Source organism: Streptomyces sp. NPDC033180 (genome assembly GCF_055577645.1).
The window spans coordinates 739,865-763,999 of record NZ_JBVIPU010000002.1 but is presented as its reverse complement, the minus strand read 5'-3'; the positions used below and the strand labels follow the sequence as shown (position 1 = coordinate 763,999).

General features: G+C 71.2%; 21 protein-coding genes and 1 pseudogene. 7 read left to right on the top strand and 15 right to left on the bottom strand.

The window, feature by feature from the left end; genetic code table 11:
• Nucleotides 1-92: 92 nt before the first annotated feature.
• Nucleotides 93-1,130 (bottom strand): zinc-dependent alcohol dehydrogenase, encoded by a 1,038-nt coding sequence (locus tag ACZ5WE_RS10145; protein ID WP_467683959.1) that lies wholly within the window; start codon nt 1,128-1,130, stop codon nt 93-95.
• A complete protein-coding gene (locus ACZ5WE_RS10140) occupies nt 1,127-2,287 on the bottom strand; it encodes a mandelate racemase/muconate lactonizing enzyme family protein (RefSeq protein WP_467683961.1) in 1,161 nt (386 codons plus the stop codon). The genes ACZ5WE_RS10145 and ACZ5WE_RS10140 overlap by 4 nt, the downstream gene beginning before the upstream one ends.
• Nucleotides 2,288-2,555: 268 nt before the next feature.
• On the opposite strand from ACZ5WE_RS10140, the gene ACZ5WE_RS10135 reads away from it, so the two are divergent.
• Nucleotides 2,556-3,326, top strand: coding sequence for an IclR family transcriptional regulator (locus tag ACZ5WE_RS10135; RefSeq protein WP_467683963.1), 771 nt, complete (start codon nt 2,556-2,558; stop codon nt 3,324-3,326).
• Between the two features lie 4 nt (nt 3,327-3,330).
• Here the strand turns inward: ACZ5WE_RS10135 and ACZ5WE_RS10130 are convergent, their stop codons facing one another.
• From ACZ5WE_RS10130 to ACZ5WE_RS10100, 7 genes are all read right to left on the bottom strand, one after another.
• The gene (locus tag ACZ5WE_RS10130; RefSeq protein WP_467683965.1) at nt 3,331-3,852 is read right to left on the bottom strand and encodes a methylated-DNA--[protein]-cysteine S-methyltransferase; all 522 of its coding nucleotides are present in this window, start codon (nt 3,850-3,852) and stop codon (nt 3,331-3,333) included.
• A 94-nt stretch (nt 3,853-3,946) separates the two neighbouring features.
• Nucleotides 3,947-6,253 carry a glycoside hydrolase family 3 N-terminal domain-containing protein gene (locus tag ACZ5WE_RS10125; protein ID WP_467683967.1) on the bottom strand — a complete coding sequence of 769 codons (2,307 nt, stop codon included), beginning with the start codon at nt 6,251-6,253 and terminating at the stop codon, nt 3,947-3,949.
• On the bottom strand, nt 6,250-8,184 hold the full coding sequence (locus ACZ5WE_RS10120) for a glycoside hydrolase 5 family protein (RefSeq protein ID WP_467683969.1): 1,935 nt from the start codon (nt 8,182-8,184) through the stop codon (nt 6,250-6,252). Before ACZ5WE_RS10120 ends, ACZ5WE_RS10125 begins: the two co-directional genes overlap by 4 nt.
• 71 nt (nt 8,185-8,255) lie before the next feature.
• Complete coding sequence (locus ACZ5WE_RS10115; RefSeq protein ID WP_467683971.1) at nt 8,256-9,317, bottom strand: LacI family DNA-binding transcriptional regulator; 1,062 nt, start codon at nt 9,315-9,317, stop codon at nt 8,256-8,258.
• The gene (locus tag ACZ5WE_RS10110) at nt 9,314-10,141 is read right to left on the bottom strand and encodes a carbohydrate ABC transporter permease (RefSeq protein WP_467683973.1); all 828 of its coding nucleotides are present in this window, start codon (nt 10,139-10,141) and stop codon (nt 9,314-9,316) included. The genes ACZ5WE_RS10115 and ACZ5WE_RS10110 overlap by 4 nt, the downstream gene beginning before the upstream one ends.
• 7 nt (nt 10,142-10,148) lie before the next feature.
• The gene (locus ACZ5WE_RS10105) at nt 10,149-11,084 is read right to left on the bottom strand and encodes a carbohydrate ABC transporter permease (protein ID WP_467683975.1); all 936 of its coding nucleotides are present in this window, start codon (nt 11,082-11,084) and stop codon (nt 10,149-10,151) included.
• A gap of 55 nt (nt 11,085-11,139) precedes the next feature.
• Entirely contained in the window at nt 11,140-12,432 is a 1,293-nt protein-coding gene (locus ACZ5WE_RS10100) for an ABC transporter substrate-binding protein (protein WP_467683977.1), read from the bottom strand.
• Nucleotides 12,433-12,699: 267 nt separating this feature from the next.
• Here ACZ5WE_RS10100 and ACZ5WE_RS10095 point away from each other — a divergent pair, with 267 nt between their 5' ends.
• Together ACZ5WE_RS10095 and ACZ5WE_RS10090 are read left to right on the top strand one after the other, a co-directional pair.
• Nucleotides 12,700-14,721: an oxidoreductase gene (locus ACZ5WE_RS10095; RefSeq protein WP_467683978.1), complete on the top strand. Its 2,022-nt coding sequence runs from the start codon at nt 12,700-12,702 to the stop codon at nt 14,719-14,721.
• A 58-nt stretch (nt 14,722-14,779) separates the two neighbouring features.
• Nucleotides 14,780-15,319 (top strand): PadR family transcriptional regulator, encoded by a 540-nt coding sequence (locus ACZ5WE_RS10090; protein WP_467683980.1) that lies wholly within the window; start codon nt 14,780-14,782, stop codon nt 15,317-15,319.
• Between the two features lie 77 nt (nt 15,320-15,396).
• Here the strand turns inward: ACZ5WE_RS10090 and ACZ5WE_RS10085 are convergent, their stop codons facing one another.
• Together ACZ5WE_RS10085 and ACZ5WE_RS10080 are read right to left on the bottom strand one after the other, a co-directional pair.
• The gene (locus ACZ5WE_RS10085; protein ID WP_467683982.1) at nt 15,397-15,915 is read right to left on the bottom strand and encodes a hypothetical protein; all 519 of its coding nucleotides are present in this window, start codon (nt 15,913-15,915) and stop codon (nt 15,397-15,399) included.
• Between the two features lie 171 nt (nt 15,916-16,086).
• Nucleotides 16,087-17,091, bottom strand: a complete 1,005-nt coding sequence (locus tag ACZ5WE_RS10080; protein WP_467683984.1) for a fibronectin type III domain-containing protein — start codon at nt 17,089-17,091, stop codon at nt 16,087-16,089.
• Between the two features lie 214 nt (nt 17,092-17,305).
• On the opposite strand from ACZ5WE_RS10080, the gene ACZ5WE_RS10075 reads away from it, so the two are divergent.
• On the top strand, nt 17,306-18,031 hold the full coding sequence (locus tag ACZ5WE_RS10075) for a glycoside hydrolase family 75 protein (RefSeq protein WP_467683986.1): 726 nt from the start codon (nt 17,306-17,308) through the stop codon (nt 18,029-18,031).
• 24 nt (nt 18,032-18,055) lie between these two features.
• Here ACZ5WE_RS10075 and ACZ5WE_RS10070 read toward each other — a convergent pair whose 3' ends face one another.
• The 4 genes and pseudogenes from ACZ5WE_RS10070 to ACZ5WE_RS10055 all read right to left on the bottom strand — a co-directional run.
• Nucleotides 18,056-18,466, bottom strand: a complete 411-nt coding sequence (locus ACZ5WE_RS10070; protein ID WP_467683988.1) for a PTS-dependent dihydroxyacetone kinase phosphotransferase subunit DhaM — start codon at nt 18,464-18,466, stop codon at nt 18,056-18,058.
• A complete protein-coding gene (gene dhaL, locus ACZ5WE_RS10065) occupies nt 18,459-19,067 on the bottom strand; it encodes a dihydroxyacetone kinase subunit DhaL (protein ID WP_467683989.1) in 609 nt (202 codons plus the stop codon). Before dhaL ends, ACZ5WE_RS10070 begins: the two co-directional genes overlap by 8 nt.
• 94 nt (nt 19,068-19,161) lie before the next feature.
• A complete protein-coding gene (gene dhaK / locus ACZ5WE_RS10060; protein ID WP_467683991.1) occupies nt 19,162-20,154 on the bottom strand; it encodes a dihydroxyacetone kinase subunit DhaK in 993 nt (330 codons plus the stop codon).
• Nucleotides 20,155-20,254: 100 nt separating this feature from the next.
• Nucleotides 20,255-20,413, bottom strand: a pseudogene (locus ACZ5WE_RS10055) (fumarylacetoacetate hydrolase family protein); the annotation flags it as partial.
• Between the two features lie 445 nt (nt 20,414-20,858).
• Here ACZ5WE_RS10055 and ACZ5WE_RS10050 point away from each other — a divergent pair.
• From ACZ5WE_RS10050 to blsF, 3 genes are read left to right on the top strand one after another with little or no spacing between them, the layout of a single operon-like run.
• Complete coding sequence (locus ACZ5WE_RS10050; protein ID WP_467683993.1) at nt 20,859-22,202, top strand: hydroxymethylcytosylglucuronate/cytosylglucuronate synthase; 1,344 nt, start codon at nt 20,859-20,861, stop codon at nt 22,200-22,202.
• Nucleotides 22,195-23,181, top strand: coding sequence for a cytosylglucuronate decarboxylase (blsE, locus tag ACZ5WE_RS10045; RefSeq protein ID WP_467683995.1), 987 nt, complete (start codon nt 22,195-22,197; stop codon nt 23,179-23,181). Before ACZ5WE_RS10050 ends, blsE begins: the two co-directional genes overlap by 8 nt.
• Nucleotides 23,169-24,125, top strand: a complete 957-nt coding sequence (gene blsF / locus ACZ5WE_RS10040) for a CGA synthase-related protein (RefSeq protein ID WP_467683996.1) — start codon at nt 23,169-23,171, stop codon at nt 24,123-24,125. Before blsE ends, blsF begins: the two co-directional genes overlap by 13 nt.
• Nucleotides 24,126-24,135 lie beyond the last annotated feature (10 nt).

The window sequence follows — 24,135 nt, the reverse complement described above, 5'->3', positions numbered from 1 at the left end:
GGGCTCCCATGCGCTGTGAATTCTGCTGTGTTCGAGATTTCGTACGTTGGTCGGTTCAAGGGGGTTGCGTTCTCGTGGTCCGCGGGGGCGTCTCAGGGGCGGAGCAGCACCTTCCCGGTCTTGGGGTCACCGCCACCGACCAGCGCCACCGCGTCGCCGAACCGCTCCAGCGGGAACTCGTGGGTGATGAGCGGCGCCGGGTCGAGCAGGCCGAGACCGAAGGCGCGGACCGCGTCCGACCAGGCGGAGGACGGTGCGCCGAAGACACTGCGCACCTCCAACCGGCTCAGCGAGAGATGCACCGGATCGATGCCGACGGCGCCGGGAGTGAACATGCCGGTCAGCACCACCCGGCCGCCCCTGCGCGCGAGCAGACACGAGGAGGCGGCCGTGCTCGGCGCCCCCGCGGTTTCCACGACCAGGTCGAAGCGGCCGTGGTACGCCTCAGCCTCGGCAGGCGTCGAACTCTCGCTCGCTCCGAAGCCCAGCGCCTGCCGCCCGCGTTCGGCCCGCGGGTCGATCACCACGAGCTCGCCGGGCGAGGTGGCCGCCAGCAGCTGTACCGCGAGCATGCCAAGGGTGCCCGCCCCGACCACCGCGATCCGCTCGCCCGGCCTCGGCCGCCCCGTCCGGACCGCCCCCGCGATCACCGCGGCGGGTTCGAGGAGGGCGGCGGCTGCCAGGTCCGCGTCCGGGTGCAGAAGGTGCAACAGGCGGGCGGGCAGGGCCACATGGTCGGCGAAGGCGCCGGGCTCGGTGAAGCCGGTCTCCGCGTATCCGCCGCCGCACAGACTCGTCTCGCCCTCGCGGCAGCGCTCGCAGGTGCCGCAGGCGCGGAACCCCTCGGCGACTGTCTTTTGGCCGACGAGCGCCGGGTCGACGCCCTCTCCGGTGGCCTCGACGGTGCCGGACCACTCGTGCCCGGGGATCACGGGATAGCGGACGTAGCCGGAGTCCCGATGGCCGTCGTACACCTCGCGGTCGCTCATGCAGATCCCGGCGGCGGCCACGCGGACCAGGACCTCACCGGGTCCCGGCTCGGGGCGCGCGCCGACCGTGAGCCGGTGTGAGCCCGGCCGGTCGATGACGATCGCGCGTGAGTCATGGCCCGTGGGTGAGACGGTGCTCACTTTCCGGCCGCCTTGGGGGCGCGCTTCTCCCAGCCCTCGGCCCACAGGTCGAACCGCGCCTGCTGCTGCGGGAACTCGGCCGCCGCGTCCGTGTCGAGCTCGACGCCGAGCCCTGGCTCGTGCGACACCTCGAAGTAGCCGTCGACCACCTGGGGCGCACCCTTGACGACCTTCTTGATCTCCGCGTCCGCGAAGTCGTTGAAGTGCTCCAGGATCTTGAAGTTGGGTGTGCAGGCGGCCAGTTGCAGGGAGGCCGCGGTGAGCACCGAGCCGCCGACATTGTGCGGAGCGATCAGCGTGTAGTGCGTCTCGGCGGTCGCGGCCAGCTTGCGGGTCTCCAGGATGCCGCCGATGTGGCCGAGGTCCGGCTGGATGATGTCGGCGGCCTGCGACTCGAAGAGCTCGCGGAACTCGATCCGGTCGTGGACGCGCTCGCCGGTGGCGATCGGCATGTCCACCTTGGCGGCGACCTTCTCCAGCGCCTTGAGGTTCTCCGGCGGCACCGGCTCCTCGAGCCAGGCGGGCCGGAACGGCGCCATCTCCCGCGCGAGGCGCACGGCGGTCGAGGGGCTGAACCGTCCGTGCATCTCCAGCATCAGCTCGGCGTCGGGACCGATCGCGTCCCGCACCGCCTCGATCAGCGAGACCGCGTAGGACGTGCCCGCCTGGTCGAGTTCGAAGTGCCCCGTCCCGAACGGGTCGATCTTCAGGGCTCGGTAGCCCCGCTCGACCACGGCCAGAGCGGCCTTGTGGTACGCCTCCGGAGTGCGCTCGGTGGTGTACCAGCCATTGGCGTACGCCTTGACCCTGTCGGTCACCTTCCCGCCGAGCAGCTGCCAGACCGGCACGCCGAGGGCCTTGCCCTTGATGTCCCAGCAGGCCATCTCCACACAGGCGATGCCCGACATGACGATCTCGCCGGCCCGGCCGTAGTCGCCGTACTTCATCCTCCGCACGAGGTCCTCGACCGCGAACGGGTCGGACCCGACGATGTGGTTGGCCGCCGCCTCGCGGAGGTAGCCGAGGAGCGCGTCGGTGCGGCCGAGCATGCGGGTCTCGCCGACTCCGGTGAGGCCTTCGTCGGTGTGGACCTGGACGTAGGTGAGATTGCGCCACGGCGTTCCCACCACGTGCGTGCTGATTCCCGTAATACGCAAGGCAGTTGCCCCTTGGTTGTTCGGTATTTCGTCACACGTTCGAAATGTTGGCGTGACCGTATTCACGCAGGCGGCAGGGTGTCAATGGGTCACGCGAAACGGTCTTGGGTCCGGCTCGGATCCGAAGGCGTGCCCCTTGGGCCGTTGCGCGCCGAACGTCGCTGTGGCTAGCCTGTGTTCGTCATATCGATCGTTGACCGAAGTTTCGGACGTGCTCACGAGTGCATCCGCTGACGCGACTTCGGGCGCACGGGGTGGGAGGCCGACCATGGGACGACTCGTTCCCGCGGTGACCAGGGCACTGGACATACTGGAGCTGTTCCTGGAGGGCGACGGGACACTGTCGGCCCCCGAGGTCACCCGCAGACTCCAGCTGCCGCGCACCACCGTGCACGAACTGCTCACCACCCTCGCCGCCCGCTCGTACCTTGTCCAGATCCCGGACCAGACGGGCCGCTACCGCCTCGGTGTACGCGCCTACCAGCTCGGCAGCCGGTACGCCGAGCAGCTCGACCTGGCCGCCGAGGGCCAGCAGGTGGCCCGCGAGGTCGCCGAGACCTGCGACGAGACGGTCCATGTGGCGGTCCTCGAGGACACGGACGTCATCTACATCGCCAAGGTGGACTCCACGCACGCCGTGCGCATGGTCTCCGCCGCGGGCCGCAAGCTGCCCGCCCACTGCACGTCGGTCGGCAAGATGCTGCTCGCCTCACTGCCCCCGACCGAGCTCGAATCCCGCCTTGCGGGGCGCGAGTTGGTGGCCATGACCCAGAACAGCATCACGGAGCCGGACGCGCTGCTGTCCGCCCTCGCCGACATCCGGGAGCGAGGCGTCGCGGCCGAACACCGCGAGTCCAACCCGGACGTGAGCTGCGTGGCCGCCCCGGTCCGCGACAGCGCGGGCCACGTCGTCGCGGCGCTCTCCATCTCCGTGCCGATGATCCGCTGGAGCGAGCAGCGCGAGGACGAGCTCGCCGAGCTGGCCGCCAAGGGCGCGGACGACCTCTCGGAGCGCCTGGGCCACCGGGGCGGACGCTGAGCGGTCAGTTCTTCGACTCCAGGTCCAGGAGCCGCCGCTTGGCCTCCAGGCCGCCCGCGTATCCGGTCAGTGAGCCGTCGGCGCCGATGACCCGGTGGCAGGGGCGCACGACGAGCAGCGGATTGCGCCCGATCGCCGTGCCCAGGGCACGGACCGCGACGCGCGAGAGCCCCAGCTGCGCGGCGAGCTTTCCGTACGTGGTGGTCGTGCCGTAGGGGAGGCTTTCGAGGGCGTGCCAGACCCGCTCCTGGAAGTCGGTGCCGACGCCGCTCACGTACTCGATGTCGAAGTGCGTCAGCCTTCCGTCGAAGTACGAGCGCAGCTGCCCGGTGATCACGGCGAATGCCTCGTCGTCGCGCACCCACCCGGCCTGGACGACCGCGCCGCCCTTCTGCCCCGGCAGGGACAGCGAGGCCAGCGCGGTGCCGCCCTGCGCGGTGGCCGACTCCTCGCCGACCAGCAGCAGCTCACCCAGCGGGCTGTCGACGGTCGTGTAGACGGCCTTGGCTGCCATGACCTTGCTCATCAGATGCTCCCTCTGCCCGGGGGCCTTTCCCCGGTGACGCCCCCAATTCTGCGGGGTGCCCGGGCCTGCGGCCGGCGGGATTCGGACATGGGACTCAGGGGTGCGCCGCCGAGGGCGTCAGGGTCAGCGGTGCGCCCTGCGTGCGGTCGGATGAGGGTCCTGTCTCCAGGAGGATCTCGCCCGGTTCCACGACGTACTCCAGGACGCGGCCCAGCGAGGCAAGGGTATTGGCCTCGACGACGAAGGCGACATCGGTGCTTTCGCCGGGGCCCAGGTCGGCGCGCGCGAAGCCCCGCAGCTCCCGGACGCGCGGCCAGGAGCTTGCTCCCGTCAGACGGCGCACATAGAGCTGCACGGTCTCCCGCACGGCACGCGAACCCGTGTTCCGCACGGCGACCGTGCAGACGACCGCCGGATCGGTGACCGGAGCCTGCGCGCGCGAGAGCCGGGGCTCCCCGTACTCGACGGTCGTGTACGAAAGCCCGTGGCCGAAGGCGTGCAGCGCGCCGGCGGGCTGGTCCACGTAGCCCCGGTAGCCGTGATCCTTGGCGTTGTGGAACACCGGGAGCTGGGCCGCCGAACGCGGCACGGAGACGGGGAGTCGCCCCACCGGCTCCGCGCGACCGAAGAGCACATCGGCGAGCGCCCGCCCGCCCCACGGCCCCGGATACCAGGCCGAGAGCACGGCACGGGCCCGCCCGGCCAGCTCCGGCACGGCATGCGGCCGCCCCTGGACGAGGACCACGACGACGGGGGCGCCGGTGGCGGCCACGGCATCGAGCAGCGCCAACTGGCCGGACGGGAGGCTCAGTTCGGCAAGGTCGACTCCCTCGCCGCACGTCATCCCCACCGGAGTGCCGGAGGCAACGACGGCAGCCCCATTGCTGTCGAACCGGGTGTCGGCCTCCCGCGCGCTCGACCCGCCGAGTACGAGTACGGCCGTATCGGCAGCGGAGGCCAGCGCCACCGCGTCCGCGATCCCGCCGCGGTCGTGGCCGACGAGATCGCAGCCCCGCGCGTACGTGACCTCGACGCCCGGCGGCGCCACCGCCTCGATGCCGCCGAGGACGGTGAGCCCGGTGCCGGGGCGCTGCGGCGCTGTGTAGTCGCCGAGCTGCTGGGGGAGCGAGTCGGCGTTGGGGCCGATGACGGCGATGCGGGAGGGACCCGCCAAGGGGAGCGTCGACCCGTCATGGCTCAGCAGGACGATCGACTCGCGGGCCAGGCGCTCGCTCAACTCGGCCTGCTGATCCTGAGGTTGAGATGTACCACCGACGTAGGGCCGCTCGAAGAGACCCAGGCGGAACTTCAGCGTCAGTACGCGGGCGACCGCCGTGTCCAGGTCGTGCTCGCGGACCGTGCCCCGCTCGACCGCCTCCGCGAGCCGCGGGAAGCAGCCGTCCCACAGGCTCAGATCAGTCCCCGCGTTCAGGGCGAGCGCGCCCGCCGCCACCGGATCACCGGCGAGGCGTACGAGGCGGTCGAGCGCGCACCCGTCGGCCATGACCAGTCCGGTGAAGCCCCATCGCTCACGCAGGAGACCGGTGAGCAGCTCACGGTTCGCCGCGCACGGCAGGCCGTCGTACTCGCTGTACGCGGCCATGACGCCCGCCGCTCCGGCGCGGATGCCCGCCCGCGCCGCCACCAGGTGGATCTCGTGGAGTTCGCGCGGGCCGAGCTCCGTGGCCGCGCTGTTGCGGCCACCGACCGTCGCGCCCTGCCCGGCGAAGTGCTTGAGCACGACCGCCGCCCGGTCGGGGGCGAAGACGGCGTCGCTGCCCTGCATGCCCCGCACCAGCGCCTGGGTGAAGCGTGCCGCCAGATACGGGTCCTCGCCGAAGCACTCCTCCGCGCGGCCCCAGCGCGGATCCCGGACCAGGTCGAGCGCCGAGACGAGGGCGACATGGGCGCCCCTGGCGCGCAGCTCACGGGCGGCGCCCGCCGCGGCGGCCTCGTACAGATCCGGGTCCCACGTCGCGCCCACCGCGAGGTTCACCGGCAGGACCGTGCCGTCCAGGGCCTGGTGGCCGTGCGGGACCTCCTCCACCAGCAGGACCGGGATGCCGAGCCGGGTGCTCGACATGACATGCCGCTGCACCGAGTCGGCCACCCGCGCCGCGTCCGCCGCGGTGATGCCGTCAGTGAACGTCACCCCCGACCACGGGTCGGCGCGCTGCAGTCCGTACAGCGCGCCCATCCCGTTGAACGCGGCGACCTCCGCACGGAAGGCGTCCGTCAGACGGTGGCCTTCCTGGGCGTCCGCCGTCCGCTCGTAGGCGTCCCAGCCGTACATCCGCTGGTTGACCTGGCCCACCTTCTCGGTGAGCGTCATCCGGGAGAGCAGGTCGCACACCCGGTCGGCGACCGGCGCGTCCGCGTCCCGGTACAGCGGCGCGCTCATCGCTGCTGAAGGACGCGCACGCCGAACGGGGCGAGCCGCACCTCCTCCACCGCCTCTCCCGTCGCCAGGTCGTGCAGCGAACCGTCCACCGCCGGGCACACCGTCAGCTCCTCGTCCGCCTGGCCGACCAGCCACACGAACCGCCGCCCGTCCTCGTGCACCAGGACGTCCACCGAGACGTACGGGCTGTCGACGGTCACCGGCCGCTCCACGCCCGCCAGTTGGGCAAGGGCCGCGTAGAGCCGGTGCGTCTGCTCCGGGTTCACGCGAGCCGTGCGCGCGGCCATGTGCTCCAGCGGGTAGGTGGCGAGCACCGTACGGCCGTGCCCCGTCTCGTGCACCAGCAGTGCCGGGCGGCCGTGCGCGTCCTTCGCCACGACCCGCGCCCCTGTCGGGACGACCGGCAGGTAGGCGCGGCTGTCCTCGTTGCCCGCCACGGGGAAGCGCAGGGTTTCGCCCGCCGCGATACCGCCGAACTCCTCCGCGAAGGTCATCTCCAGGAGGTCGTCCTCGATGGGTTCGGCCACCCCGTAGGTGAGTTGGAGCTCGACACCGAAGAGCCCGTCCAGGTCGTCGAACCACGGGCCGCGCGTCCCGGGGTGCTCACCGGAGCAGAACGACAGGTACACGGTGGCGCCCTCGCGGGCCCGCCGCTCCAGCTCGCGCCGCGTCCGGGTGGTCAACTGCCGTGTGGACGGCAGGAGATACAGCGCCGCGTCCCCCGGGATTCCGTCCGCCTCCCGGGTGAGGGCCACCGGGAGGTCGGCCCCGCGTGCGGCGACGTACCCCTGGTGGAGAGAGGTGAAGATCAGGGGCCGGTCGGCGGGCCGGCTGTAGGGGTAGCCGCGCTCCAGGAAGGCGGGCACGACGAGCGCCGCGTCCGCGTCCGAGCGGCGGCAGCGCGCGAAGTCGACCTGCTCCAACACCTGCGAGAACGCGGCGATCTCGACGAGCGGGGCCTTCGGGACGCCGGCCTTGTCCGTGATGCCGAAGTGCATCTCGAAGGGGTGGTGGTCGTAGGGCGACTGGTCCCACAGGTCGTCGTAGTCGGTGTTGTTCCAGGCTATCCAGCCGCTCGCGCCGCCGAGGAGGGAGTTGTGGAGCGTCTGGCGGTAGTAGATCCCTGCGTTCTCTGCCGACACGGTGTCCGTCGACAGGCCGAACTCCTCCAGGATCACCGGCTGTTCGGTGACAGCGGCCAGCTCGCACTCGAACGCGGCACGGTAGTGCTGTCGTACGCGGTCCGTGTCGGAGCGGTACACGTGCGGGCCCACGAAGTCGACGTACTCGGCCGTGTCCCGCAGCGAGAAGCCGTTGTCGCGGCCCGTCACCTCGATGCCCCACGCGCCGTCGCCGAGCGACACCGGCTGCGTGCCGCCCGCCGCGCGCACCGCGTCGCACATGAACTGCGCCCAGGCGGTGACGACATCGCTGGACGGCGGGTCCACCTGGTAGATGCGTCCGTAGCCCGGCATCTCGTTGGTGATGAGCCAGCCGGTGACCGCCGCGTGGTCCTTGAAACGCCGCGTCATCTGCGACACGAACCACGCCTGGCGGCCGACCAGCCACACGTCCTCGTAGAGGTCGCGGCCCCCGCGCCACGCCGGGTCCCAGTTCTCGCCGGACATGTGCCCGACGATGAAGGTGGGTACCGTACCCATCCCCAACTCGGTGTGCGCGTCGAGGAAGTCACGAAAGCGCTCGCAGAGCTCCTCGTCGATGCGGTGCGGCTCGGGGTGGAAGTCAGGCCAGTAGAAGAACGAGCGGGTCATCGTCATGCCGTGCTCCCGCAGCACGGTCAGTTCCTCGCGGACCGTCTTCGGGTCGTAGTTCCGCCACATCAGCGGACCGCCGGTGCGGGACCAGAAGTTGGCGCCGATCCAGGGCAGGACGGCGGAGTCATGGGTGAGGTGGGCGCTGTGGCGTCGCATGGCGGTACTCAGGTCTTTCCGTACGGGGGCGAAGTGGTACTCAGAAGTGCGGGGAAGGCAGAAGCGCCAGGTCAGTCGGCCGGGCCCGTCGACTCGCGCACGACCAGCCGTGGCCGGTCGCCGAGCGTCACCGGCGGCACGTCCTCGCCGCACTGCGCGAGCAGCGCACGCGCGGCGGCCGCACCGACCCGCTGCACCTGCTGGTCGACGGTCGTCAGACGCGGATGCAGCCAGCGGCCGATCGGGAGGTTGTCGTAGCCGACGACGGACAGGTCGCCCGGGACACGCAGCCCGCAGCGCTGAGCGGCGCCGATGCCGCACACCGCCATGGAGTCGTTCGCGTACATGACGGCGGTGGGGCGCTCCGCCATGGCAAGCAGCTCCTCGGTCGCGGCGACGGCCGCCGCCTCGGAGAAGTCGGTGCTCAGAACGGCTGCGGGCTCAACTCCCCTGAGCAGCAAGGTCTCTTCGAAGACCGTGCGGCGCAGCCCCGTGTGCAGCAGCTCGCCGGGTCCCGACACATAGGCGATGCGCCGGTGGCCGAGCTCCATGAGGTGGTCGACGGCCTCGTGTATGCCGGCGCCCTGGTTGCCGAGACCCACGGTGGGCACGAGCGCGTCCGGGTGGGGCGTGCCGAGCAGCACCGCGGGCAGACCGAGGCCGCGCAGGAGCGGAGGGCGGGGATCGTCGGCGCGGGCGTCGGTCAGGACGGCGCCGTCCACGCGGCCCTCGGCGGCAAGGCGTTCGTACAGCGCGCTCTCCTCGGCCACGTCCGTGACCAGGTGGAGCAGCAAGCCGTAGCCGCGCGGGGCCAGTTCGCCCTCCAGGCCGGTGATCAGCTCACTGAAGTGCGGGTCCGCCCCGAGCACGTCCGTGGGGCGGCGCACGACGAGGGCGAGCGTGCGGGTCCGCGCGCTGCGCAGCGCCGTGGCCGTCGCGCTGGGCGACCAGCCGAGCTCGGCCGCGGCGTCCAGGATACGGCGCCGGGTGGCCTCGGAGATGCGGCCCTTGGCGTTGAAGGCCTGCGAGACGGCGGCCGTGGAGACCCCGGCCGCCGCGGCGACCGCCTTGATCGTCGGACGCGTACCACTGTCCCTGCCGCTGTCCCTACGGGAAGCTTCCGACCCGCTCACATCTTCACCGCCCCACTGACGAGGGCCTGCTGCATCCGCTTCTGCAGCACGGTGTAGACGGCCCATACCGGTACGAGAGTCAGAACCGTACCGGCGGTCAGCACCCCGTAATCCGTCCCCGTCAGGGACTTGAGGGTGGGCAGGGCGACCTGCACGGTGCGCTGGGAGGGATCCGGGCCGATGATGACGAGCGAGTACAGGTACTCGTTCCAGAACGTCAGGAAGTTCAGGAGCAGCACCGTCGCGATGCCGGGCAGACACATCGGCGTATAGACGTGCCGGAGCACCGCGAAGGTGGAGGCGCCGTCCATCCGTGCGGCCTCCTCCATCTCCTTGGGGATGGTCCGCATGAACTGCACCAGGATGACGACGGACAGCGGCATCGCGGTGGCGGGCAGGAAGAGCACCATGAACATGCGCGTGTGGAACAGCCCGGTGGCCGCTGCGAGCAGGAACGTCGGGAAGAGAGCGGCGAACGTCGGGATGAGAAAGCCCAGCGAGAAGACCTTCTCCACGAACGCGCCGAGCGGGCCCGTCGCACGGGCGATCGCGAACGCCGCCGGAAGAGCGAGGGCCAGCGTCAGCGCGAGCGAGAAGGCCGTCACCAGCGCCGAGTTGACGACCGCGAGGCCCAGGTCCGCGCTCTCGAAGGCGGTCCCGAAGTTGCCGAAGGACAGCGAGGTGGGAAGCGAGAAGGGGCTCGCGAAGATCTGCTCGTTCGTCTTGAAGGCCGAGGCGAGCAGATAGTAGAGGGGGACGACGAGCAGCGCCGCGTACGCCCACGCCAGGATGTGCGCGGGCAGCCAGGACTTTCCGTGTTTCACAGTGACCTCAGTAGTTCTGGCGAAAAGCGCGGCGGATGGTGAGCAGACCGACGAGGCCGACCAGGAAGAGGATCACGCCGACGGTCTGGCTGTAGCCGAGGTCGGCCGCGATGAACGCCTTCTGGTAGACGAGGAACGACAGCGTGGTCGACGAGCTGCCGGGTCCGCCCTGGGTCAGCAGCAGGACGTGCTGGGCGGACCCGAAGAACGTCCAGAGGAACTGGAGCATCGTCACCACGCCCACGTACTCGCGGATGACCGGGAAGTGCACGCGCCACATCGTCCGCCAGTGCCCGGCGCCGTCCAGCTGCGCCGCCTCGCCGAGCTCCTCGGGCACGCTGCCGAGACGCGCGGCGAACAGAACGGCCGTGAAGCCGATCCCGCCCCAGATGTCGAGCACGATCAGGCAGGCGAGCGCCGTCGAGGGGGAGGCCAGCCAGGCATCGGTCACCGAGCCGAGTCCCACCGACTTCAGCGCGCCGTTGACCAGGCCGTCGGGGGACAGGGCGGCGTAGAACACCATCGCCTTGGCCGGGGTGGAGATCAGGCCGGGTATGAAGAGGAGATAGCGCAGGACGCGGTGTCCCGGCGGCTTCTGCGCCACGTAGTAGCCCAGCATGTACGCGCACACGAGCATGATCGGCAGTGCTACGGCGAGCTGGACCGCCGTGTTGCGCACGGCGTCCCAGAACACCGGGTCGTCGAGGACCGTGCGGACGTTGTCGAGCCCGGCGAACGAGACGGGCTGGAGCATGCCCGGCCAGCGCAGGGCCGCGATCACGAAGATCGCGATCATCGGCCCGACCATGAAGACCAGGTACCAGACCAGGGCGGGTACGGCGAGGATCGTGCCGCCTTCCTGGCGGCGCCCCCGGATCGGGGGCTCGGAGGGGGCAGCGGGGCGGACCTCGGTCCCGCCCGGCGTCGACATCGTTGTCGTCATCTCGGGTGACTCCCAGAAGGCTCGGGCGGCTCGGGCAGCTCGGACGGACGGCGGCTCATGCGGTGCGGTACGCGGCTTCGAGCACGGAACGCACCTTGGCGGGGCTCGTGCCGCGGGTGAACGCCGTGCTGGTCGCGGTGATCAGCGGCTGCGTCGCGGCCGGCGGGACGTAGACGTCGGGCAGCAGGGCCTCGCTGACGTCGTCGCCGAGCTTCTGCGCATCGGCGACCAGCGGGAAGTCCGTGCTGAGGGTGTCGGAGCGCAGGGCCATGTCGCGCCCGCTCTCCTTGATGAACCGCGAGACGGTGTCGGGGCGGTACATGAAGCGCAGGAACTTCTCGACCGCGTCCAGTTTCTTCGTGCCGTTCGGGCTGATCCAGAATCCGATCAGTGTGTACGTCCGCAGGATCGTCGGCTTGGCGTGCGCGGCGTCCGGTGCGAGCGGCCAGCCGCCGACCTCGGTGTGCCGCGCGACCTTGTCCGGGACCTTGGCGAGCGCCGATGACATGGCGGACTGGATGGCCGCCGCCTCGGTGTTGAACTGCGTCGTCATCGTGTCGGACGTCAGGCCCTGCGCCTTGTCGGCGAAGACGCCCGCGTCGCGCAGGGCGGCGAAGTACTCGATGCCGTCGCGGGCGCCACGGCTGCCGCTGAAGTCGCCGCTCGTGAACACCTTTTGCGCCTCGTCGGGGGAGAGGAAGGTCTGGATGACCTGCGCCAGGAGCTTCTGGCCCGTCCAGTCGTTGCCGCCGACGGTCACCGGCGCTATGCCCTTGGCGCGGAGCTTGCGAGCCGCGGCGATCAGCTGGTCGCCGGTGGTGGGGATCGCGTCGACACCGGCCTTGCCGAGCAGTGCCGTGTTGTAGGCGACCGGCCAGTTGGTGGCGAAGTACGGGAAGGCCCGAAGCCGCCCCTTGCCGTCGGTCCAGGCGTCCAGGGCGACGGGCAGGACGCGCTTTCGCAGCCCCCAGTCGTCCAGGTAGCCCTTGACGTCGACGGTGGCCCCGACATCGGTCCAGGCCAGCGTCTTGTCGTAGAGGTTCACCATGACGACGTCCGGCTCCTTGCGGGCGAGCCGCGAGGTCTCGTAGACCTGCGCGAGGTCGTCGCCGTTGACGAGGTTCTTCACCTTCAGGCCCGGGTTCTCATCCCGGAAGGTGTTCAGGGCGGACAGGTACGTGGGCGAGCCCGGCGCGGTGGTGCCGAGCTGGCTGTGCACCACGAGCGTGTCGGGATCGGAATCCGCCGATGCCAGCGTGGAGCAGCCGGCGACGGCGGGCAGGGTGGTGGCGGCGGCCAGGCCTGAACCTGCGGCGAGGAAGCCGCGCCGACTCATCGTTGAGCGCACAGCGGGATGTCTCCAACCAGGGCGATGACAACCAGGGGTTAATCGATATACCTGCGGGGGTGCGAGGAGCGTAGGAGTGCTTCGTCGGATGGTCAATCCCCTGTTGCGCACGGTGAATCTTCCGGCGAAACGCCCAAAACGCCCAAAACGCAGGCCGATGCGCACGGCGTCGAAGTGGCGCCCGACACGTCTTTATGCAACTAGTTGCACAAGGGGTCGGCGTCCTCTAGAACTGTCCTGACGACACACGCCGTACGGAGGCCCCGCATGAGCCGCTACCCACACCTGCTGAACCCCCTGGACCTGGGCTTCACCACCCTGCCCAACCGGGTCCTGATGGGATCCATGCACGTGGGCCTCGAAGAGGCGCCGGACGGCTTCAGGCGGATGGCGGAGTTCTACGCGACCCGTGCGCGCGGCGGTGTCGGCCTCATCGTCACGGGCGGTATCGCCCCGAACGAGCTCGGCCGTCCCTGGGACGGCGGCGCCAAGCTGACCACCGAGGCGGAGGCCGAGGAGCACGCGGGCGTCACGGCGGCCGTGCACGCCGAGGGCGGCAGGATCGCCATGCAGATCCTGCACTTCGGGCGGTACGCCTACCACGAGGGCCTCGTCGCGCCGAGCGCGATCAAGGCGCCGATCAGCCCCTTCGTGCCGCGCGCGCTTGAGGACGACGAGGTCGAGCAGACCATCGAGGACTTCGTGCGCGCCGCCGAGCTCGCCAGGAGCGCGGGCTACGACGGCGTCGAAGTCATGGGCTCCGAGGGCTACTTGATCAACGAGTTCATCGCGGCCCCCACCAACCAGCGCGACGACCGCTGGGGCGGCGCCTACGAGAACCGCATCCGTTTCCCCGTCGAGATCGTCCGGCGCATACGCGAGCGCGTCGGCGCGGACTTCATCATCATCTACCGCCTCTCCATGCTGGACCTCGTCCCCGGCGGCTCGACCCTCGAAGAGGTCGTCCACCTCGCCAAGGAGATCGAGGCCGCGGGCGCCACGATCATCAACACCGGCATCGGCTGGCACGAAGCGCGCATCCCCACCATCGCGACATCGGTGCCGCGCGGCGCGTACACCTTCGTCACGAAGAAGGTCATGGGCGAGGTCTCCGTCCCCCTCGTCACCACCAACCGCATCAACACCCCTGAGATCGCCGAGCAGTTGCTCGCCGACGGCGCCGCCGACATGGTGTCCCTGGCCCGCCCGCTGCTCGCCGACCCGGACTTCGTCGCCAAGGCCGAGGCCGAGCAGTCCGACGCCATCAACACCTGCATCGGCTGCAACCAGGCCTGCCTGGACCACACCTTCAACCTCCAGATCACCTCCTGCCTGGTGAACCCGCGCGCCTGCCACGAGACCGAGCTCGTTCTCGCGCCGACCCGCACCAAGAAGCGCGTCGCGGTCGTCGGCGCGGGCCCGGCAGGACTCGCCTTCGCGGTGTCGGCGGCCGAGCGCGGCCACGGCGTCACGCTCATCGACGCCGCGTCCGAGATCGGCGGCCAGCTGAACGTCGCGCGCAAGGTGCCCGGCAAGGAAGAGTTCGACGAGACCCTGCGCTACTTCCGCACCCAGCTCGAACTGCACGGCGTGGACGTCAGGTTGAACACCCGCGCCACCGCCGAGGACCTCGCGCAGGCGGCGTACGACGAAGTGGTCGTCGCCACCGGAGTCACCCCCCGCACCCCCGAGATCCCCGGCATCGACCACCCCAGCGTGGTCGGCTACCTCGACGTGCTGCGCGACAGCGCGCCCGTGGGGGAGCGCGTCGCGATCATCGGCGCGGGCGGCATCGGGTTCGACGTCGCCGAGTACCTCACCGACAGCGGCGACAAGGCGAGCCTCGACCCGGCGACGTACTTCCGGCAGTGGGGCGTCGACATGGACTACAAGGACCGCGGCGGCCTGACCGCGCCCGACCGACCCACCCCGCCGCGCTCCGTCCACCTGCTGCAGCGCAAGACGTCCAAGGTCGGCCAGGGCCTCGGCAAGACCACGGGCTGGATCCACCGCACCGAGCTGCGCCACCGCGGCGTCACCATGGTCGCGGGCGCGAGCTACGACCTCATCGACGATGCGGGCCTGCACATCACGGTCGACGGACAGTCCACCGTCATCCCCGTCGACACGGTCGTCCTCTGCTCGGGCCAGGACCCGCGCCGCGACCTGTACGAGGAGCTGCTCGCCGGCGGGCACAGCGCGCACCTCATCGGGGGCGCGGACGTGGCGGCCGAACTGGACGCCAAGCGGGCCATCAAGCAGGGCACGGAGCTCGCCGCGGCCCTGTGACCCCGGCGCCCCGTGACAGCGGGCGCCCGCTCCGGACGCCGTACCTAGGATGGCCGCCATGTCACTCCCGCACGCGATCCTCACCGCCCTACTGGAGAAGCCTTCGTCGGGGCTCGAGCTGACCCGCAGGTTCGACAAGTCGATCGGCTACTTCTGGTCGGCCACGCACCAGCAGATCTACCGCGAGCTGGGGAAACTGGAGCGGGACGGGGCCATCCGCGCCCTTGAGCAGCAGCAGACGACCCGTGGGCAGAAGAAGGAGTACGAGGTCCTGCCCGCGGGCCGCGCCGAGCTGGCCCGCTGGACGGCCGCGAGCCAGGAGCCCAAGCCGCTGCGGGACACGCTGCTGCTGCGCCTGCGGGCGGCGGCGGTCGTCGGCACGGACGGCATCGAGGCGGACCTGCGCCGCCATCTCGACCTCCACCGGCGGCAGTTGGCCGAGTACGAGGAGATCGAGAAGCGGGACTTCCCACCGGGGAAGGACACGGTGGAGGACCGGCTGCGGCATGTGGTGCTGCGGGCCGGGATCGATCTGGAGACGTTCTGGACGCAGTGGCTGGAGCGGACGCTGGAGGAGCTCGGGGCGCCGGACGCGTGATGTTCCTCAGGACGACGCCTGCCGCCGGCCCGGCGTGACTCCGGACCGGCGGCAGCCGCCTTTTCGTCGGCTCTGGATCAGAGCCTGTGCTGCGCGCCGCGGCGACGCAGGTACCAGGCGCCACCACCGCCCACGGCCAGGACCACGAGGGCCCCGCCCGCGGCGAGGGTGAAGGTGCCGTAGTCCTCGCTGCCGCCCCCGAGACCGCCCCGGACGCCGCGCGGGGGCGCCGTCGTGGAGCGGGTGGTCGGCGATGCCGATGCCCCGACGGTGACCGTCTGTGAACCGGCTGTCGTGCCGTCCTCGCAGATCACGGCCACCGTGTGGAGACCTGTGCTGACGTTCTGCCAGGAGGCGCTGCCGTTCGTCAGCGCCATCTGCCTGCCTTGGGCGAAGCTCGCCTGGCCGTTGCTCATCAGGGAGGCGTCTCCCCCGTCGGGGCAGGCCGCCGTGGACACCATGACCGTCGATCCCGTGGCGGTGACCGTGATTCCTCCGGGGGCGGCGAACGCCGACGGAGCGGTCAGTGCCATCGGAAGCGCAGCCGCGGCGGCGATGGTCAGGCCGGAGCGGACGAATATCTGGAGTGTGCGCATGAGTGTCTGCCCTCCGGTGGCACGGGAGGCGGTACATCCCATGCGCCGCCGGGGGTCGGGGAGCGCCCGTGCTACCTGCCGACGAGCCAACGTGTCCATCGCCGAGACCGCATGCGGACTGCGACCGGGCAGGTGACGGAATCCTTCGTACGGCCGACAGGCGACCCGGCGTCAAGGCCGCCGGCCTGTGGTAACCGTCCGCTCGGGGGTGAAGCCGCCCCACGTCCCGTCGGGGAGCTTGGCGCGCAACTTCACCCGGTGGGTATCCCCTGCCTGCTTGCCCACGTAGAAGCTGTGCGTGGCCTTCTTCCGGGGCGCTGTACCGCCGAACACCAGCGAAGTGGCGTTCTTCCCGTCGAGGTGGATCTGGTACTCCGCCACCGCGCCGCCGGTGTCCGGAGGCGTCCACGCCAGGTCGATGTAGTACGCCCCGTCGGCGTGCCGGGTCTTGGCGCGGAAGTCATCCGGCGCCGTGCCCCGCCCGTCGTCCCGGCCCGCAGCTGTGGTGAGACGGACGGCGTGGCTCGCGGGGGATGCGTTGTCGGCCGCATCGAGCGCCTTGACGCTGAAGCGGTAGGCGGTGCCCGGCCGCAACCCCGTGACCAGGGTCCGCCGCTCGCTCCCGCCCACACTGTGGATCTTCGAAGTGCCCTGATAGATCTCGTACGAGGCGACACCCCGGTTGTCCTTGGAGGCGCCCCAGGACAGCGTCACGGCCCGGCTCCCCTCGACCGCGCCCCGCGGCGAGCCGGGGCGGGAGGGCGGCTCGCGGTCCGCGGCGGTCGCGGCGGGCGTGGTGACCGTCAGCTTCCTGCCGGCCGGGCCGACGTTCCCCTCGGCGTCCCGGGCGCGGACGGTGAAGGTGTAGGCGGTGGACGGCTTCAGACCGCCGACGTCCACCATGTGCTTGCCGCCGGGCACACGCTCGACCCGGGTGGAACCCCGGTACACGTCGTAGCCGGTGACTTCGGTGTCGTCCGTCGCCCGGTTCCACATGACGTGGGCGGTGGTGGCGCTGCCCGCCTGGACCGTGACGCCTCTGGGGGCCGCCGGGGGCTGTACGTCCTTCGCGTCCTGGTCGCCGCCCCATGCGCAGGAGGTGAGGGCGCAGGCGGTGACGGCGAGGAGGGTGGAGAGGCGGGTGAAGGGGGTGGACAGGTGGGGGGTCCGTCGCACGGTCGTGCCTTCCACTCGGGCGGCATTGGTCCGGACCTATTTCCACACAGGTGTCGGGTGCACATCAAGGGGTGCGCGTGCACCGTCCGGGCATCGAGCGGTGGCCGAGGTGTAGGACCCGGAACAGATTGGGATGTCTGGTCAGGTGCTACAGGCTGCCGGTACCCACTCGTCCGACCGGCCGTCAGTTTCCTCCCAGGGAAGGCCTTTTCACGTGCGTACCGGAAACGCGGCCCTCGCCGCCGCTGTCGGAGTCGTCCTGCTCGTCCCCGCTTCACTGCCCGCCGCGGCAGATCCGCAGGAGCGTAAGTTGCTTGCGAGCAGAGGTGGTTCACCGGCTCCGGTCAGCCAGGAGGGGTCCGTTTCCGCAGCCGACCTCCTGGCCAGGACCGCAACCTGTCACCAAGTCTCGCGCGGCAAGTACCGTACGGACGGCGGAGCCCCCGCGAACATCCCCGTCTGCGGCAAGCGGGGCGCGGTGTTCTGGAAGGCCGACATGGACATCGACTGTGACGGACGGCCGGGCAAGGCCTGCAACCGGCGCACGGACCCGCTGTTCCAGGACGCCACCGCGTTCCAGGAATCGGGCGGCCGCCAGCTGAGCGCGGAGAGCCTTCCGTACGTCGTCGTGCCGGGCGCGAGCCCCCTGTGGAATCACGCGCGGCACGGCATCACGGGTGGCTCGGTGGCCGCCGTCATCCACGGGGGCAAGGTCCTGTACGCCGTCGTCGGCGACACGGGACCCACCGACCTCATCGGCGAGGCGTCGTACGCGGCGGCCAAGTCGCTGGGCATCAACCCCGACCCCCGGACGGGCGGCACCGGGTCGGGCGTCACCTACATCGTCTTCAACGGCCCCAAGGCGTCCCCCATCGAGAGCCACCGGGCCGCGGTCGCCCGCGGCGACGCGCTGGCCCGGCAGTTCCTCGGCCAGAACTGACCACCCAGTCACGGCCGCCCGGCCTCACACCTTCCGGTAGGAATACGCCTCGACTGCCGCTGCCTCCACCGCCGCCAGGTCGGCGCCCGCGGAGGCGGCCACCACCGCCGCGACCGCGCCCTCCACGAAGGGGGCGTCCACCAGGCGGGCGCCCTCCGGGAGCTCGTCACCCTCGGCGATCAGCGCCTTCACGGTCAGGACCGCGCTGCCCAGATCGGTGAGGATCGCGACGCCCGCGCCGCCGTCCACCTTCGCGGCGGCCGCGGCGATGAGCTCCGAGCTGGTGCCGAGGCCGCCGTCCTCGGTGCCGCCCGCGGCGGCCACGGGCGCGGTCGTTCCGCCGCCCGCGAGCCCCGTGGCAAGGGCGGCGACGGACTCGGCGACGGGGCCGCTGTGCGAGACGAGGACGATGCCGACCAGCTTGTCGTCACTCACGGCCGGCCTCCGCGGTCTGCGCGAGCGCGTCGAAGAGAAGCGCCGACGAGGTCGCCCCGGGGTCCTGGTGCCCGATGCTGCGCTCGCCCAGATAACTGGCCCGCCCCTTGCGTGCCTGCAGCGGCGTCGTGGCCAGGGCACCTTCGTTGGCGGCCTCGCGAGCCGCGCCGAACGACTCCGAGAGCGCGTCGACGGCGGGGGCGAGGGCGTCCAGCATGGTCTTGTCGCCGGGCGCGGCGCCACCGAGCGCGCTGACGGCGTCGACGCCCGTGCGCAGCGCGTCGGCGAACTCCTGCTCGCTGACCTCGGCGGCGTCACCCAGGGCCTTGCCGGTGCGCCGCAGCAGTGTCCCGTAGAGCGGCCCCGATGCACCCCCCACGGTCGAGATCAACTGCCGTCCCGCCAGGGTGAGCACGGCCCCCGGAGTGGCCGGCGCGTCCTTCTCCAAAGTGGCCACCACGGCGGCGAACCCGCGTTGCAGATTGCTGCCGTGGTCGGCGTCGCCGATCGGCGAGTCCAGCTCGGTGAGCCGCTGCGCCTCCCGGTCGACGAGTGCGGCGGCCGAGGTCAGCCAGTGACGGAAGAATGCGGCGTCGAGCACGGAAACTCCTTGCGCGGTAGAACAGTTGGGCACGGTTGGGTACGGGATGCCACGGGTCGAGCAGGGTGACGGCTGAGGGATCAGATACCCCAGATCAGATACCCCAGCGAAGCCCCGCGGTACGCACCGGGGCATTCCAGAGCCGCAGCAGCTCCTCGTCGACCTGACACAGGGTGACGGAGGCCCCGGCCATGTCCAGTGACGTCACGTAGTTGCCGACCAGCGTGTGCGCCACGACGACGCCGCGGTCGGCGAGGACACGCTGGACCTCGGCATTGAAGCCGTACAGCTCGAGGAGGGGAGTGGCCCCCATGCCGTTGACGAGTACGAGCACGGGGTTGCGCGGCTGAAGGTCCCCGAGCACCACGTCCACGGCGTAGTCCGCGATCTCACTCGACGTCATCATCGGGCGCCGCTCACGTCCGGGCTCGCCATGGATGCCGACGCCCAACTCCAGCTCGCCGGAGGGAAGATCGAAGGTGGGGCTGCCCTTGGCGGGAGTGGAGCAGGCGCTGAGCGCGACGCCGAAACTCCGCGCGTTCTCGTTCACCTGTCGCGCGATCGCCTCCACCCGCTCCAACGGCTGACCCTCGTCGGCCGCCGCCCCCGCGATCTTCTCCACGTAGAGCGTCGCGCCGGTGCCGCGGCGGCCCGCCGTGTAAAGGCTGTCGGTGACGGCCACATCGTCGTTCACGAGGACCTTCGCGACCTGAATGCCCTCGTCCTCGGCGAGCTCCGCCGCCATGTCGAAGTTGAGGACGTCCCCCGTGTAGTTCTTCACGACGAACAGCACGCCGGCCCCGCTGTCCACGGCGGCCGCGGCCCGCACCATCTGATCCGGCACGGGCGAGGTGAAGACCTCACCGGGACAGGCGGCGGACAACATGCCAGGACCCACGAACCCACCGTGCAGCGGCTCATGCCCGGAGCCCCCGCCGGAGACGAGGGCGACCTTCCCCTCGACGGGGGCGTCCCTGCGCACGATCACGCGATTGTCCACGTCGATCGTCAGATCGGGATGCGCGGCCGCCATACCCCGCAGCGCGTCCGCCACGACCGTCTCCGCCACGTTGATCAGCATCTTCATGGGTACCTCCTGTGAGCTGTGCCGGTCTGCGATGGAGTCTACGAGTGCGGCTCGCCTAGGGCATCGGAGACGCGGGGGTACAGATCACGGTGCGGATCGTTCACGGCCGCTCCCGGGTGCGGCGCCGGCCGGTCGGCAGGGGCACGGGCTCGACTCCCGGGACGACCGTGTTGGTCAGGGTGCCGATGCCCTCGACGGTGAGGCCGACGGTGTCGAGCGGCCGCGGGGTCCGCTCGCCGCGCAACCCCCACAGTTCGGCGGTCAGCTCATGCCGCGGCATGTGCCACTGGCCTCTTTCGGCCGTTGTTGAGGACTGCCCCGCCGACGGTCTTCGGCCGTCAAAACGGCTTGTTGGAGGGGGTGTCGGGTCGCTCCGTGGTCACGTGCGCAGCCGGTGTGCCCCAGGGGTGGCGGCGCTCGGGAGGGGGCCTTCGCGTGAGCCGGGACGACGCCTGCGAGCGGCTTATTGCAACCATGTCGCAACTACTTATCGGTGGCCAGAAGGTGACCGGGGGGCCTTTGCGTCGCCCGGGGCCAGGGGTGATCGTGTGGGAAGCGGAGGGGTTCCCTCTCCGGTAGGAGCCTGCCGTGGTCGACCGCCGCGGCGCGGCTCGAATGCACCCTCATCCCCACGTGACATTCCCTCCCCGCACTCACCCGACAGGGGCCACACCCCGGCCCCGGCAAGGGAGTTGGACAGAACGATGCATGGTGTACCCCCTCCGGATCCGCGAGACGTCCGGGAGAAACCCGCCCCCGCCCCGGGCGCACCCAGAGCGGCCGCCGGCGCTGATCCGGTCACCGTCGCCGTCGCGGGCGCCGAGTTCGGCTGGGGAAGCTCGGGCAAGCTGAGCGCCGTCCTGACCGCGCTGCGCCAACGGTCCGCTCGCCCGCTGAGGTTCGTCGGCCTCGCGTCCGGCCTCGGGCGGCCGCTGCTGGCTCAGCACGGGGTCGAGCACTGGTACGACCTGCCGACCGGGGCTCCCGCGGGGGAGAGGGCCGATGCCGTGGCCAAGGTCGTGGAGGCGGAACGCGTCGAAGCGGCCGTCGTGGTGCTCGACGGCCCCGCGGCCATGGCCCTGGAAGCAGCGGGCGTGCCGACCGTGTTCGTGGACAGCCTGCCGTTCCTGTGGACCGAGGGCGACCTGGCCGAACTCCCGCTCGAGGTCTCCGTCTACTGCGCGCAACAGTGCGTCGAGCTACCGCAGGAGTGCCGCGGTGTACTCGCGTCCGTGCGCGAACTGCGCTGGGTCGAAGCCGTGATCGCCGCTCCCCCCGTGGCTCCGCGGCCCCGGCGGAACCGTCCGGAACCGTTCCGCCGTGCCCTGGTGAACCTGGGCGGCCTGCGCGCCCCCGACCTGGCCGACTGGACGCGCTATCCGGAGATCGTCGTGCCCGCGGTGCTCGAAGCCCTCGCGACGTACGGGGTCCGTGAGGCGCATGTGGCGGGCAATCTGCCCGCCGATCTGGCCGAGCGGCTCCGTGCGGCGGGCGACGCGGACCTCGGTGTCACGGCGGGGCCGCTCTCCCACGACGAGTTCCTCCACCAGCTCGCCACCTGCGACGTTCTGCTCACCTCGCCGGGCCTGACCACCTTGCTCGAGGCCGCGAGTCTCTCGGTGCCCACCGTCTGCCTGCCACCGCAGAACCTCAGCCAGATCTTCAACGGCCGCTTCCACAGCAGCGCCGCCCTCGCCGACGTCAGAGTCGTCTGGCCGCCGGCGGTCTTCGCCGAGGACGAGGCCCTGGCCCGCCGGTCGCAGGGCGAGGACGCGGCCCTGCGGGTGATCTACGGGGGGATCACCACCGCTGCCGAACCACGCAACGCCCCGCGCGTGATGACCGCCGTACGCGACGGCGTACTCGACGCTCTGCGGCGCGCGTCGTCCGGCGCCGCATGGGGAGGCCTTGCCGCCCAGGTCGGCACCAGTGGCGCCGCACAGGTGGCCGGGGCACTGCTCGACGTGCTCGACAGGGAGCCGCGCCCCGGCCCCGCCGGGCCCTCGGTTCCGCGTACCGTCCAGGAAGGCATCGACGTACATGACTGAGCGTCAGCGCTATCTGTTCATCAGGATCCTGGAAGCCTGCAACGCGGACTGCTTCATGTGCGAGTTCGCGCTCTCCCGCGACACCTTCCGTTTCTCGCTGGAGGACTTCGCCGACCTGCTGCCCAAGGCCCGTGCGGCCGGGGTGGCCTACGTACGGTTCACCGGCGGCGAACCGCTCATGCACAGGGACGTCGTCGAGCTGGTGCGTGCGGGCACGGACGCGGGCATGAAGATGTCCGTGATCACCAACGGCATGATGCTGCCGAAGAAGGCCCCGCTGCTCGCCGAGGCGGGACTCGCCCAGGTGATCGTCAGTCTCGACGGCGGATCCGCGGCGACACACGACGTCTACCGGCGTTCGCCCGGCATGTTCGACAACGGCCTGCAAGGACTGCGTGCCGCCGCGGCCCTCGGTGTCCTGCCCCGCGTCAACACCGTGGTCGGGCCGCACAACTACACGGAGATGCCGGACCTGCAGAAGGTGCTCACCGAGGCGGGCGTCAGGCAATGGGAGCTCTCCGCCCTGAAGTTGGAGCGCTCCATCACCTACCCGGACCCCGACCACGTGCGCGCCGTCTGCGACCCGATCTACGACGCGGATCCCGACACCCTCCTCGTACCGCTCGGCAAGCGCTTCTACGGGGACACCCGTGAGGAACAACAGCGCTACTTCGCCGAGTCACTGACCCCACGGGCCTCGGAACCCCTGTGCCATGTCGTGGACGATGTGATCTACATCGACGGCAAGTACGGGCGCATGTACGCCTGCAGCTGCCTCCCGCACCGGGAGGGGGAGGACCTGGGCGGCGCCCCGCTGCGCGAAGACGGCGCCATCCACCTGGACACGCCGGTCTTCCGCACCCATGCGGACTTCTTCCGCGAGCGCGGCCCCGACATGTGCGGCGGCTGCTCCACCACGGCCGCCGGCTACAGCGACGACGTCGCCAGGCTCGGGGTGGCCGCACCGTGGCAGTACTGAGCCCCGGCGGGTCCGGCCCGCTGCCGTCCGGTCCCGCCCCGCGCCGTGTGCTGCTGGTCTCGCGGGACGATGAACTCGACTCGCTGCTCGCCGGGCGGCGTATCGCCGCGCACCTGGGCGAACTCGAGCGGACCGCGGGCGAGGGCGGGCCCGGCGACGAACGGCCCGGCGACGACGGGCCGCGGCCGGACGTGGCGCTGGTCTGCGACGACGATGCCGCCACCCGTCGGCTCATCGGCCTGGGCGTACCGGTCGTGCGGTTGCGCTCGGGACACCGGGTGGCCGTCGGCTCCGCCTCGGAAGGGGCCGACAGGGCACTGCACCGTGTGCACCGCCCGGGGTGGCTCCCGGGACCGTGGCCCACGACGCCGGGCGGCGCGCGCACCACCGGCGTACTCGCCCCCGCACGCATGACGCGTGGGCGTCAGCGGAGCGGCAGTCTGCTGCTGCTCTCGCTGTGGGGCGTCCCGGACCCAGAAGCGGAGGCGTTCACCTCCGGAGCGCTGCGTCAGCTCGCCGCGGAGGCCGTACGCCGCACACAGCGGTGCGAGGTGGTCTGCGACATGCGCGTCGAGAGTGTGCGTGCCACGCTCGAAGGGCTCGAAGGCGTACGGGTCCGACGTGCCGCCGACACCGATGTCGACGCGCTGCACGCCGGCGCCGAACTGCTCCTGGCCGCCCCGATCCTGGGCGCGGTGGCGCTGGCCCAGGCCCGACGCGCGCCGCTCGCCTTTCTCCCACCGCTCAGTGACGGGCAGCGCGACCTGGCCGAGCGGGTCGCCCGCGCGGTCCCCGTCCCCGTGGTCGCCGATCCGCGGGACCCCTCCCTCTGGGCCCCCGAGATGCCGGGCCCGTGGTCCGCGCTCGACGGCGCCGTGGACGACCTGCGGGGCGCACAGCGCGTCGCCCGCACCCTGCGCCAACTCTCCCTCGCACCCCTGTGACAGGTCACCC